The organism is Petrimonas sulfuriphila (assembly GCA_038561985.1).
GTDB lineage: Bacteria > Bacteroidota > Bacteroidia > Bacteroidales > Dysgonomonadaceae > Petrimonas > Petrimonas sulfuriphila.
In genome coordinates this window covers 2,199,765-2,212,653 of sequence record CP073276.1, presented here as the reverse complement: position 1 = coordinate 2,212,653, position 12,889 = coordinate 2,199,765, and the positions used below count along the sequence as shown (strand labels likewise).

10 protein-coding genes are annotated in these 12,889 nt (G+C 45.2%); 5 read left to right on the top strand and 5 right to left on the bottom strand.

Translation table 11 applies throughout. The annotated features are described in order from the left end of the window. Positions 1–45: 45 nt before the first annotated feature. The 5 genes from KCV26_09290 to KCV26_09270 all read left to right on the top strand — a co-directional run bounded on the left by KCV26_09290 (position 46) and on the right by KCV26_09270 (position 8,085). On the top strand, positions 46–801 hold the full coding sequence (locus KCV26_09290) for a GntR family transcriptional regulator (protein ID WZX35524.1): 756 nt from the start codon (positions 46–48) through the stop codon (positions 799–801). A gap of 126 nt (positions 802–927) precedes the next feature. After that, positions 928–2,676: a class I mannose-6-phosphate isomerase gene (locus tag KCV26_09285; protein ID WZX35523.1), complete on the top strand. Its 1,749-nt coding sequence runs from the start codon at positions 928–930 to the stop codon at positions 2,674–2,676. A 4-nt stretch (positions 2,677–2,680) separates the two neighbouring features. Beyond that, positions 2,681–3,841, top strand: a complete 1,161-nt coding sequence (locus KCV26_09280) for an MFS transporter (GenBank protein WZX35522.1) — start codon at positions 2,681–2,683, stop codon at positions 3,839–3,841. Continuing rightward, positions 3,831–4,922 carry an ROK family protein gene (locus KCV26_09275; GenBank protein ID WZX35521.1) on the top strand — a complete coding sequence of 364 codons (1,092 nt, stop codon included), beginning with the start codon at positions 3,831–3,833 and terminating at the stop codon, positions 4,920–4,922. Before KCV26_09280 ends, KCV26_09275 begins: the two co-directional genes overlap by 11 nt. Before the next feature lie 40 nt (positions 4,923–4,962). Continuing rightward, positions 4,963–8,085, top strand: a complete 3,123-nt coding sequence (locus KCV26_09270; protein WZX35520.1) for a GH92 family glycosyl hydrolase — start codon at positions 4,963–4,965, stop codon at positions 8,083–8,085. A gap of 7 nt (positions 8,086–8,092) precedes the next feature. On the opposite strand, the gene KCV26_09265 is transcribed toward KCV26_09270, so the two are convergent. Genes KCV26_09265 through KCV26_09245 form a run of 5 tightly spaced genes read right to left on the bottom strand, consistent with a single transcriptional unit; the run spans position 8,093 to position 12,883 of the window. Beyond that, a complete protein-coding gene (locus KCV26_09265; protein WZX35519.1) occupies positions 8,093–9,148 on the bottom strand; it encodes a 4Fe-4S dicluster domain-containing protein in 1,056 nt (351 codons plus the stop codon). Beyond that, positions 9,148–9,426, bottom strand: a complete 279-nt coding sequence (locus KCV26_09260; GenBank protein WZX35518.1) for an ArsR family transcriptional regulator — start codon at positions 9,424–9,426, stop codon at positions 9,148–9,150. Before KCV26_09260 ends, KCV26_09265 begins: the two co-directional genes overlap by 1 nt. A gap of 26 nt (positions 9,427–9,452) precedes the next feature. After that, the gene (locus tag KCV26_09255; protein ID WZX35517.1) at positions 9,453–11,177 is read right to left on the bottom strand and encodes a CoB--CoM heterodisulfide reductase iron-sulfur subunit A family protein; all 1,725 of its coding nucleotides are present in this window, start codon (positions 11,175–11,177) and stop codon (positions 9,453–9,455) included. Next, positions 11,174–12,481 carry a CoB--CoM heterodisulfide reductase iron-sulfur subunit A family protein gene (locus tag KCV26_09250; protein WZX35516.1) on the bottom strand — a complete coding sequence of 436 codons (1,308 nt, stop codon included), beginning with the start codon at positions 12,479–12,481 and terminating at the stop codon, positions 11,174–11,176. Before KCV26_09250 ends, KCV26_09255 begins: the two co-directional genes overlap by 4 nt. 6 nt (positions 12,482–12,487) lie before the next feature. Further along, a complete protein-coding gene (locus tag KCV26_09245) occupies positions 12,488–12,883 on the bottom strand; it encodes a hydrogenase iron-sulfur subunit (protein ID WZX35515.1) in 396 nt (131 codons plus the stop codon). Positions 12,884–12,889 lie beyond the last annotated feature (6 nt).

Sequence of the window (12,889 nt, the reverse complement as noted above, 5' to 3'; positions counted from 1 at the left end):
ATTTTTTCGGAATTCTTTGTTTTTTATTTACTTTGTAGAAAAAAGATGAATTTAAAAATAGACCGCAGCAGCCCCATTCCTTTACACAGGCAAGCCGAAATACTTCTTCGCGACTTAATAACGAAAGAAGAATACAAAGAGGGGAAAATGCTGCCAAACGAAGTAGAGCTGTCTGAACAATTAAGAATATCAAGAAACACATTAAGACAGTCGATCAATACCTTGGTTACGGAAGGTTTGTTGATACGAAAAAAAGGCGTAGGAACAAGGGTTGCCGAAAAGAATTTATACAGCGAAGCGACCAACTGGCTGAGTTTTTCACAAGAAATGAAAGTATTGGGAGTAAAAATTGAAAACTTCGAACTACACATCAGCAAACAGGCTCCCACTGAAAATGCCAGGCAGTTTTTTGAAATCACTAACCAGGTGAAGGTCCTGCGTTTAGAAAGATTGCGCGGCAAAGAAAATTTCCCTTTTGTCTATTTTCATTCGGAATTTAATCCTAAAATCAGAATGGATGGTACGGAGAACTTTAACCGGCCATTATACGAAATATTGGAAAATGATTATAATATTATCGTAAAAACATCAAGAGAAGAAATCCGGGCATCCGGTGCCAATCCATTCATTGCTGGAAAATTAGAAATTGAAGTCGGAGATCCAATCCTTATCCGTAAAAGATTTGTAAGCGACATAAACGATCTGCCAATAGAATACAATATCGGTTGGTACAGAGCCGATTCATTCAGTTATAAGATTGAAAGCGTCAGAGAGTCCAGATCTTTTTCTTCCAATTTTTAAGCCAGACCTCATCCATTAAAAAAACATAAAAAACACAAAATAAGATTCAACAGCAGAGATATTGATTATTTTTGCACCCGAAGCATGTTCATACATACGATGAAAAACCCAACATATACTATAAATATGAACCGGAAAAGAAAAAGCAATTACGATAAGCGTCCTGCTGTTGCAATCGGGAAAGGCTTTATACTTGAAGGGTGGAAAAGCATTTCCTCTTTCGTGAGCGGGAAGGTAGAACATGCGAAACTGCTGACGGTCGACTGCTATACAGGCGTTTACTATGACTTATTAAAATCTAAGCTACAAGAAATCAATAATGCACGGCTTATCGACACATTGGAGATCTTTAAATCCGAAAATGAAATTAACGCATTGACCGAGCAGTTTTTAACCGAAGACATTCTTTTTGGCTTCTATTCCAACCTTTCCATCAGCGATTATTTCGATGAAGAGAAACTCCGTTTTGCCAGGGAAAGTATTGAGCAGGCATCGGGTACTGTGATCGTCTTCGGATATGGGGCACAATATGTAACAACAGGCGACATCAACATTTACGCAGACATGCCCCGATGGGAGATCCAGCAACGGATGCGAAGAAAGGAAGTGAACGGCCTGGGTGTGAACAATAAAGAGGAAACTTTTTCTCTTCAATACAAACGCGGCCTTTTCAACGACTGGAAAGCACTGGACAAGCACAAAAAAACAATCTATGACACCGTTGATTTCTGGCTCGACACAGTCAGGAACGACGGGCCCAAACTAATTGACAAAGAGACTTTCTTCAAGGGAATGGACAAGGCGGCAAGTTCTCCTTTCCGGTTAGTACCTTTTTTCGATCCGGCACCATGGGGTGGACAATGGATGAAAGAAGTGTGTGATCTGGACCGTTCGGTGAGTAATTTTGGTTGGTGTTTCGACTGTGTACCCGAAGAAAACAGTTTATTGTTAAAAATTAACGACATTGAATTCGAGATGCCTTCGGTTAACCTGGTGTATACGAGAAGCAGGGAGTTGCTTGGAGACCCTGTCGAAGCCCGCTTTGGCAAAGAATTTCCTATCCGGTTCGACCTTTTGGATACCATAGGAGGTGGCAACCTCAGTTTGCAGGTACACCCAACGACCGAATACGCCCGGGAAAACTTCGGCTTGGCATATACACAGGATGAAAGTTATTACATTATGGATACCAAAGAGGATACTTACGTGTATCTGGGCCTTAGAAACGACATAAATCCCGATGAAATGGTGACCGATCTAAATAAAGCTCAGCAAGATCCTTTTTTTGTGTTTGATGTGGATAAATACGTGAATAAAGTTCCCGTAAAGAAACACGATCATTTCCTTATACCCGGAGGGACCGTACATTGTTCGGGAAAAGACACATTGGTACTCGAAATCAGCTCAACACCCAATCTTTTTACTTTTAAGCTCTGGGACTGGCAACGGTTGGGACTCGACGGAAAACCACGCCCGATAAACGTAGATCGGGGCAAAAAGGTTATCGTGTGGGGAAGAGATACCGGATTTACCTACCGTGAACTGGTGAATAAAGTGAAAATTCTGAACGATACCGGTACGGTACGCGAAGAGAAAACAGGCTTACATAAAAATGAGTTTATCGAAACCAGGAGGCATATATTCACGGAAAAAGCAACTCACTACACCAACGATTCGGTAAACGTACTAAACCTGGTAGAAGGCGATTCGGTGATTGTGGAGAGCTTAAACGGTGATTTTGAACCTTTCGTTGTCCATTATGCCGAGACCTTTGTTGTCCCCGCTCGAATAAAAACGTATACTGTTCGTCCTTACGGCAACTCCAAAGGGAAAGAATGTATTACCATCAAAGCATCGGTAAGATTTAATGCATAATACAATGAACACCTCAAAGAAATCTAATGTCCTTGCACCCATTGCCGCTTTTTTCGGATTTTTCATCATGGGGTTTGTAGACATAGTGGGTATCGCCACTAATTATGTCAAAAACGATTTCAATCTTTCGTCAGGGATCGCAGGGACACTGCCAATGATGGTATTCCTCTGGTTTGCCATCTTCTCCATTCCCACCGGAATTCTTATGGGAAAAGCAGGAAGAAAAAAAACAGTGCTGCTTGCGCTTGCAACAACCTGTGTGGCAATGATCATACCTTTTCTTTTTTACACGTTTTACACGGTACTGATTGCCTTCATTCTGCTGGGTATCAGCAACACTATTTTGCAAGTATCACTTAATCCGCTTGTAGCAGCCATGTTCAACAAGGAGAAGACAGCCAGTATCCTTACACTGGGACAGTTCATCAAATCTGTTTGTTCCTTTTTCGGCCCTATTGTTGCGGGATTTACAGCCAGCCGGTTTGGGGATTGGAAGCTAACGTTTGCAGTCTTTGCTGCAATCTCCGTGATTTCCGTATTCTTGCTTGCATTTTCCAAGGTAGAGGAGCTTGGGTTCAAAAGCACTCCTGCTACATTTAGCGGCGCATTGGGATTATTAAAAGATAAATTTATTTTCTTTTGTTTTTTATCTATTTTTTTAATCGTTGGATTTGATGTAGGATTAAATGTCTCTATTCCTGAACTTTTGATGAGACATGCAGGACTTACGCTCGAAAATGCCGGTTATGGGAACAGTGTCTATTTTGCTGCTAAAACAACTGGTGCTTTTTTGGGCACGTTCCTTCTGTTGAAAATAAAGCCGATGAAGTACCTGCTCGTTTCACTTTTTGTGGCGCTACTATCTTATTTAGCTCTAATGCTCATACACGAGGTGTGGAGTTTGAGGGTGTTGATTTTTATGCTGGGCTTTGCCGGTGCCAATGTTTTTTCCATTATTTTCTCTTTTGCATTACAACGGTTTCCCTCACGCTCAAACGAGATATCTGCCCTGATGATTATGGGAGTTGTGGGTGGTGCTGTTATCCCCTTTGTCCAGGGTCTGATAAATGACAGTATCAGCTTTACCGCCGCACTTTCCGTCATTTTTGCCTCTCTTTTACTTATCCTGATTTTCACCTTTAACCTGAAGAAAAATGTTCAGTAACGATCCACGAACAGTTTTGACGTTGGATGCCGGCGGCACCAACTTTGTCTTTACGGCAATCCGCGGCAATAAGGAGATAACAGATCCTGTTATATTACCTTCTCATCCCGATAACCGGGAGGTTTGCCTGGAGACGATTGTTAACGGTTTCAGCACAATAAAAAAAAAGCTGGATGATCTGCCTGTTGCCATCAGCTTTGCATTTCCGGGCCCTGCGGATTACGAAAACGGGATAATAGGTGATTTGCCCAATTTCCCCGCATTTCGTGGCGGTGTGGCATTAGGCCCTTTCTTGATTAAGAAATTCGGGTTGCCTGTTTTTATCAACAACGATGGGAACCTTTTTGCTTATGGTGAAGCCCTCGCTGGAGCGTTGCCCGAAATAAACGCCGAGTTGAAAAAGGCCGGAAGCTCCAAGCAATATAAAAACCTGCTTGGAATTACCTTAGGAACAGGCTTTGGCGGCGGGGTGGTTATAAACAATGTATTGCTTTCGGGCGACAACGGTTGTGGGGGCGATGTATGGTGTTCCGCTAACAAATACAACAACGGCTTGGTATCGGAAGAAGGAGTCAGCATTCGTGCCGTTAAAAGAGTATATCGGGAACTGTCGGGAGATGATACTGAACTCACCCCCAAAGAGATATATGACATAGCGGAAAGCAACAGGAAGGGTAACAGGAACGCAGCTATCGGCACCTTCGAAGAGCTTGGCAGGGTAGCCGGATTCACCGTTGCCGAATCGCTCAACATTGTGGATGGTATTGTGGTAATAGGAGGAGGGATCGCCAAAGCATACAAATATATTTTGCCGGCAATGGTAGATGAAATGAACGGAACGCGCAGCATGCTAAGCGGTAGTGTCTTTCCACGTCTCCAGATGAGGGTATATAACCTTATGAGCGATACGGAAAAGAAAGCCTTTTTGATGGATGAGTCCGTTTGGGTCTCCATTCCCGGTTCAGATAAAAAAATGAGTCATAACACAGGTAAAAAGACAGGCGTAACCGTAAGTAGCTTAGGGACCAGCGAAGCCATTGCTTTAGGGGCTTATGCCTATGCCCTGAGGATGTTGGATTAACTATTTACTATCTGTTTCTATACCCTTTAATAATTTCCAAATGAAAAAAACAGTTGTTTTATTTTATCTGATTTCAATTGCAAACCTCATCCAGGCTCAAATCGTCTGGAATATCGGGGAAAAAGATAAGAATACAGCCGGATTCGCATTGGTCCCGGACAAGTACGCCGACTTCCTGAAAAATGATTTCGGTTGGGAAGATAAATACTTCATCATAGGGTGGTCAAATCCGAAAACTGATTTTCCATACGTTCTTCCCGGGACATCAGATGTATGGGCCGGCTCTCTAAACGGTGCAGGTATTCGAACTCAGGAGATCAACATACTTTTCCGGATGAAAGAAACCGGATCAGGTACCGGTTATAAACTGGTGGTGGACGTCTTGGATGCTCACAGCAAAAACCCGCCTTTACTCAAAATAACCGTGAACGGCCATGTGTATAAAACCGTTTTACCCAAAGGGAAAAGCGATGCGTCGCTCACGGGTGATTACAGTCAAATCACTCCGAATACGATAGAAATACCGCTCGATGACATCATTAAAACGGGTTCAAATACGGTTCAATTAAAGGTAATCGAAGGTTCATGGCTGATTTTGGATGATGTTCGTCTGGAAGGACCGTCTTCGGCCAAACTGGAAACGTTAAACCCTTTCGTATATCTTCGAAACGTAAAAGTTGCCGGCTACCAGCTCAACGAAAAAGCCCAACCGTTATTGATCGATGTGGAACACCTGAAAGATTTGCCTGAACTTACCGTGAGATTAGACGGTAAAACAATCTTAAAGCAAAGGCTGGAAAAGGGGCGGTACAAACTCGAAGCACCCATGCCGGCAGTAAAAAAGGAAAAATTGAGTGTATACGAGGTTTTGATAAACGGAGATTTGGTTGAAAAAGATACGGTACTACGTACTCCGGAACATATTGTAACTCCAGCCGACTATGTGGACACACATATAGGGACAGCACACTCGAGATGGATGATCGCACCCGGCCCGTGGATGCCGTTCAGCATGGTGAAACTCAGTCCCGACAACGAGAATGCCGGTTGGCAGGCAGGTTACGATCCGTCCATAGAGAGTGTGGGCGTGTTCAGTCACGTTCACGAATGGACGATGGCGGGCCTGGGGATGTTGCCCGTAAACGGAGCGCTAAAAACGAAAATAGGCGATCAGAGACAAATCGAAAAAGATCCTGAAGCCTACCGTTCCGCAATCGATAAAACTACCGAAAAAACTCCGTTGGGGTACTATGCAGTCAGGCTGACCGATTACGACATTGAAGCTGAACTCACGTCCACCACCCGTTGCAGCTTTCAACGATATACCTATCCGCAGGACAAAGACGGCCGGGTGATGATTGACTTGAAGATCCCTGCCGAATACCGGTATAATATCCTGGATGCATCCGTCAACCAGGTAAACGACTACACCGTTGAAGGATACAGCGTCCAGCAAACCACAAAAGTATGGTCTGCCGATGACAATCAGGACTACACCATTTACTTCACCATTGAATTTGACAAACCGATCAAGCATTTTGGCACCTGGATAAACGATACGATTTTTAGCGATGAAAAAGCAGTAAACGCCTTAAAACCAGACAAGATAGGTTGCTTCGCTGAATTCGACACAAAAACAAACCCGGTCGTTCAGGTACGTACGGGAATCTCATTTGTGGATATGGAAGGTTCACGCCGGAACCTAAGCGAAGAGGTTACAAAACCATTCGGTTGGAGTTTTGATGCAGTACGCAATAACAACCAAAAAACCTGGAACGATATTTTGTCAAGAGTGAATATAGAAACAAACGATAGTCGTGAAAAAACCCGTTTCTATACTAACATGTACCGGGCATTTTGTCGCAATACATTCAGTGATGTGGACGGCAGATGGGTGGATGCCACCGAAAAAATACAGCGACTAAAAGACCCGGCAAATGAAGTAGCGTTGGGATGTGATGCTTTCTGGAACACGTTCTGGAACCTGAACCAGGTCTGGAACCTGATCGCTCCGGAATGGAGCGGCCGGTGGGTTAAATCCCAACTGGCCATGTACGATGCCAACGGCATGCTTGCCAAAGGCCCTGCAGGAATGGAATACATTCCGGTTATGGTTGCCGAACACGAGATTCCGTTGATGGTAAGCGCGTATCAGATGGGAATCCGCGATTACGATGTTCAGAAAATGTTTTCCGCTATAAAGAAAATGCAAACCGTCCAACCTCGGAAAATTGGTGACGGGCTTGCGGGAAACCGGGACATAGAGGCTTATCTAAAATACAAATACGTACCTTCCGATCTTGGCCGTTTCTCCAATTCGCTGGAGTATTCATTTGACGACTGGACGGTTTCCCAACTAGCCAAGGCTTTAGGGAAAATAGATGATTACCATTATTTTGCCGACCGCGGCACATGGTGGAAAAACACCATTGATCCTGAAACCGGGTATGCTCGCCTGCGAAAAAGTGACGGTTCTTTCGAGAAAGATTTCGATCCGTTTGTAACAGGTGTTAACGAACATTATGTGGAAGGAAATGCCTGGCAACTCACTTTTTTTGTTCCTCAGGATGTTCCTGAACTGGTAAAAATGATTGGTAAAGACCGTTTTCTGAGTCGGCTATCCGAAGGATTCAGGGAAAGTGAGGGGTGGCGATATAACGCTCCCGGCGAGCGTTACGGCGATTTTCCCGTAGTACAAGGTAACCAACAAAGCATGCATTTCGCTTTTCTGTTCAATTGGGCGGGCGAACCCTGGCAGACACAAAAATGGAGCCGTTCCATCTTGGAACGGTATTACGGCTATGGCGCCGGCGACGCTTACCTTGGTGATGAAGACCAGGGTCAGATGAGCGCCTGGTTTATCATGGCTGCACTGGGATTATTTCAGACCGATGGCGGATGCAACATAAATCCTGTTTACGAAATCGCCAGCCCTTTGTATGAAAAGGCTACCATCAATCTGGAAAATCGTTATGGACGAGGCAAACAATTTGTCATCAAGGCAAACGGTGCATCGCGCATCAACAAGTACGTGCAGTCGGCTAAGCTTAACGGCAAACCGCTAGATAGCTTCAAGTTTCCCGCCGCTGATTTGCTGAAAGGCGGAATGTTGGAGCTCGAAATGGGAGACAAGCCAAACTACAAGTGGGGACTAAAAAAATAAACCTTGTTTATTTCTTCACCGATTTAATTTTCGCAAAATACATCGCGAACGAGCGATACAGAAAGTGCGTCCATTTTCCGAAGGGGACAATGATTAGTGCCCATTGCACCAATACTGTTAAATGAATAATATACAACCACTTGCTGGTTTCAAGGATATTAAAATCGATAAATAAACGTACAAAAAACGCCGTTAACCCCATCAACATTAACCAAATTACAAAAAACCAGTCAGATGGTTTGGAGTTTTTAGTCAACGTTTGCTTCTTCTGAATGCGATCTTTCACAAAATCCGCCGTGATGATAAAAATAAAGGCGCTCTCCAGATATCCAAGAACAATTACAAAAAGGTTTTCGGTACTGAACCAATTCAAAAATACCGTTGTAAACAGCAACGCCAAGTAAGCAAATACCAAAATCATGTGTTCTAGCCACCGGAAATGGTTGCCGTCGCAGTCCCTGGCTCGTTTTTGTGTAAACATGTGCACGAAAAGATCATTCAAGGCGGTAAAATAAGTCTTGAACGGCACTTTCACTCCTGCTTTCACCACAGTGAAGTACCACATACGAAGCAAGTTAGGAATAAATATCACTACAAAAACAGTGGCAATAGCGGTTCTTTCAAACATATGTCCCAAATGAAGCAGCCTTTCCAGTTCCCAATTTACCGAATTGGCAAAGAACAATACACCCGCAAACACCAGTACCATGGCAGTAAGAAATGCCGGCAGGTATTTATAAAACAAACCCGAAAGCCCTGTCCAATCATATTTTGCCGTGAGCCAGCGACGCAAAGACATCATCAGTTCACCGGGATTTGCCGTTTGCGGGCAGTGGGTGGTGCACTCGCCGCAATAGTAGCACTCCCAAGGTTTCAGCGATTTTTTTATCTCATCTTCCAGGCCCAACGCGCTCAGCCGGACCATTTCGCGCGGAAAGGAAATGTCTGTCGTGGATAATGAACATACGGCCGTGCACGTTCCGCAATTGTAACAGGCGTTGAAGTTTACGGAGCCGTATTTTTTCAGTTCTTCCGAAAAGGTTGGATTTAATTTACTTGCCATTATTTCACCAGTTTATACAAATAATATTCATCCCTATCGTCAATTTCTCCCGTTGCCACAACTCCGTACTTGACCAGCGACATCAGGTAATACATAACATCGTGTTTGGGCATTCGCAGCTTTTCCGATAGTTGCGCAATGGTCAGTTCTCCCTCTTTCAAGGTGTCGGTTATGGCTCTTTTTATCCGGTTGAATTCTTTCAGTTCTTCTTTTACGTGCTCGGGGACACCCTGCTTCTCCCGAAGGTACTTCGCAGTTTTTCCTGATTCTGCTTCCATCGTCTTTTTGCTTTTATTCAATAAACTTATACCAATGCATCGATCATGCTCATGATTTCCTCACTCGAGTAATTGACCAGGTTAATGGCATCTGGCGGACAAACCGGCGCACACATGCCGCAGCCTTTACAAACCGAGTTGTTGACCACCGCCACCTGCTTTCCGTTGATTTCCTTTTGTTCGATAGCATCGAAAGGACAGGCTTCGGTACATTTTCCGCACCATGTACACAATTCGGCGTTTACTTCGGCTACAATCGGTTCCGTCTCAAGCACACCTTTGCTAATGTGCGAGTAGGATTTGGCTGCTGCAGAAAGCGCCGAATTCACCGATTCCACAATGTTTTTAGGCCCCTGGCAAGCTCCGGCAATAGTAACTCCGTCGATGACCGTTTCCACGGGACGCAGTTTCATGTGTACCTCATTGAAAAATTTGTCCCTGCCTTTCGGGAGTTTAAACAGGGTTCCGATGGAATTATCGGTTCGTGGAACCATTCCCGTAACCAGGACCACCAGGTCGGCTTCGACTTCCAACTCCTTGTTTTTTGTCAGCACATCCTTAACCTTCACTTTGGTGATGCCATTCTCGGCGTAGACCTGTGGTGGGGCATCTTCAAACGATTGCAGGTAGATATCGCCTTGCTGTAATGACTCGGCATACAGCAATTCCTGTTTCCCATACGTGCGGATTCCGCGGTTGAAATGGAAGTTATAAATGTTGTTGAATTTCTTTTTGGCCTGGATGGCTGCGTGAATGACCGACGTACAACAATAACGCGAACAGTATTTGTTTTCCCCATCAATCTGCCGGCTCCCCACACAGTAAATATAAGCTATACGGCTAACTCTCTTCCCTTTATACTCCAGAAATTTTCCAGAAAACGAATCGATCAGGTGCTTGAAATCAGGCAGCGTGATCACGTTCTCATACGATAAAAATCCGAATTCCTCTTCTTTTGGCAGATAGGAGTCGAAACCGGTAGCAACAACTACGGAGCCGACGTTGAACTCCATGGTTTCGACCGGATCTCCCGCTTGGCATGGCCGCCTACGGACTTTCAGCGTAAAGTTTCCAATGCTACCTTTCGAAGAAATCACTTCCGATCCGGTAAGAATGGTCACGTTATCGCGTTGCAGCAAATCGGAATGGATGCGTTGGGAGAGTTCGCACCCTTTTTCATCGGACATGGCCAAGGAGCCCCACGTAGCGGTGTGTCCGCCTACCCGGTCTTCCTTTTCAATGAGAATCACATGCGTGTTTTTATCGGAAAGCGTGGCGGCGGCCTTCATACCGGAAATTCCCGCTCCGATAACGGCAATTGTTTTCTCCGCTTCAAACTGGTGGGGATACAAGGGCTCCGCATAACGCGATTTGGCTATGGCCGCCTTTACCAGGTGGATGGTTTTTTCGGTTGCCCCGGCTTTATCGTCGGAATGTGCCCAGGATGCCTGCTCACGGATATTGGTGTGGACGTAAGTATATTTATTCAAATCACCGCGTTCCGTAACGTTTCTAAACGTCACCAAATGTAACTTCGGCGAGCAAGAAGCTACAATGACCCCGTCCAGGTTATGCTTTTTGATGTCCTCAACCATGTCGTTCTGATTGGAATCGGAACAAGCGAACACGGTTGTTTTGGCCAAAGCCACTCCTTTGTCGTTCTCCACCGCCTGACGCACTTTTTCCACATCAACGTAATCGGAGATGTTTCCTCCGCAGTGGCAAATGTATACGCCTATTCTCTCTTTCATGGTTCCTGGTGTTGAATTAAATAACTGATAGCCTCGGACGATGCCGAGCCTGCCGAAAGAATGGAATCGGGAATATCCATGGGTGCGGAAGCTGTTCCGGCAACAAAAACACCGTCAATACTGGTTTTGGAAGGACTTCCCAATAAATCGTCCTGCGCTACAAAATGGAACGGGTCTAATTTCAGTTCGCCACGACCGAACATTTTTCCGACCGTAGGATTGGACTTCACCCCGACAGAAAGCACCACCATATCGTGTTCGGCCTCCTTCACCACCCCCTCGTTGATGTCCTCATAACGAAGGATAAGGTTGCCGTTTTCTTTTTCGGTTATTTTCCCGATCTTGCCTTTCACAAAGTTTACACCCATACCCTTGGCCTGCTGGTAAAACTCTTCAAATCCTTTTCCGAATGAGCGGATATTGATGTAGTAAATCGTCACGTCTGCCATCGGCAACGCACCCATCAACAACTGGGCCTGCTTGATGGAATACATGCAACAGATCTGCGAACAGATGGGATTTCCAACGGTAGCATCGCGCGAACCGGTACAGAGCACGTAAGCAATCCTATCGGGGACTTTTCCGTCACCAGGACGTAAAATCGTATTGTACGGACGTGTAGGCGCAATCTCGCGCTCCATTTGCATGGACGTAATCACGTTTTTGTGTTGCCCGTAGCCGTATCGCGGTATCTGAAGCGGATCGAACAGATTGAAGCCGGTGGCCAGAACAACCGTTCTGACATGCAGTTCATAATATTCGGTCTCCATCGTGAAATCGATGCAATGCGTAGGACAAACTTTCTCACATGCACCGCAGAGCGTACAATTCTCAATATCGATTGCTGCAGCTTTGGGGTTGGCGATGCTAAAAGGAATAAACGCCGCCTTTCGGCCAATCAACCCCGATTGATACTCATCGCGCACACTCACCGGACAGGCTTTTTCGCACAACTGGCAAGCCGTGCAATCCTCCACACGCACATAGCGCGGTTTTTTCGTTACCTGAGCCGTAAAATCGTTTTCTGATTTTTTGACAATAGCAGTCACTTCACTCTCCGTGAAAATGGTAATGTTTTTATGCCGGGCAATTTCCGACACTTTGGGTGTAGTGATGCAGGCCGAACAGTCCAGTGTGGGAAAAACCTTGCTCAGGAGGATCATTTTTCCTCCTAGCGAACGGTCTTTCTCCACAAGCAACACCTTATAACCGGTGTTGGCCAGGTTAAGCGCCGCTTCTCCTCCGGCAATCCCGCCTCCCACAACCAACGCGTCGTAATGGAGCATTTTTCTTTCTTCGTTCATCGAAATCTATGCGTGTAATGTTTTAATCAGATAGTCGTTGAAGCTGCGTATTTGCTTCACGAAAGACTCGCTGCATACCGAACAGATGGCTGCCATGCGCAAGCGTGCCGGATCGATGCCCGATTCTTTCATTTTGTCGTGTGTGACCGAAACCACGTTTCCGGTTTTCTCGGTACAGGTCTCTCCAAAGACACAATCGCTCCCATCGGCAGCAATAAACACGCCGTCGAAACCTTTTTCATAGGCATGCAAGATCCAGCTCGGTTTTATTCCGCTCGAACAAGGAACGGTAATGGTATAAACCGTTGGAGGGTAATGCAACTTGAGCAATCCCGCCATATCAATGGCGGGATCGGATATTTTCTCCGTAGAAAAAACCAATATCCGGGCGTTCTTCTTCATTTCGAA

Coding starts and splice junctions, on each gene's coding strand:
- KCV26_09285 (WZX35523.1), top strand. CDS start 928: ATGAACCGGAAAAGAAAAAGCAATTACGATAAGCGTCCTGCTGTTGCA.
- KCV26_09265 (WZX35519.1), bottom strand. CDS start 9,148: ATGGCAAGTAAATTAAATCCAACCTTTTCGGAAGAACTGAAAAAATAC.
- KCV26_09270 (WZX35520.1), top strand. CDS start 4,963: ATGAAAAAAACAGTTGTTTTATTTTATCTGATTTCAATTGCAAACCTC.
- KCV26_09245 (WZX35515.1), bottom strand. CDS start 12,883: ATGAAGAAGAACGCCCGGATATTGGTTTTTTCTACGGAGAAAATATCC.
- KCV26_09250 (WZX35516.1), bottom strand. CDS start 12,481: ATGAACGAAGAAAGAAAAATGCTCCATTACGACGCGTTGGTTGTGGGA.
- KCV26_09275 (WZX35521.1), top strand. CDS start 3,831: ATGTTCAGTAACGATCCACGAACAGTTTTGACGTTGGATGCCGGCGGC.
- KCV26_09255 (WZX35517.1), bottom strand. CDS start 11,177: ATGAAAGAGAGAATAGGCGTATACATTTGCCACTGCGGAGGAAACATC.
- KCV26_09260 (WZX35518.1), bottom strand. CDS start 9,426: ATGGAAGCAGAATCAGGAAAAACTGCGAAGTACCTTCGGGAGAAGCAG.
- KCV26_09290 (WZX35524.1), top strand. CDS start 46: ATGAATTTAAAAATAGACCGCAGCAGCCCCATTCCTTTACACAGGCAA.
- KCV26_09280 (WZX35522.1), top strand. CDS start 2,681: ATGAACACCTCAAAGAAATCTAATGTCCTTGCACCCATTGCCGCTTTT.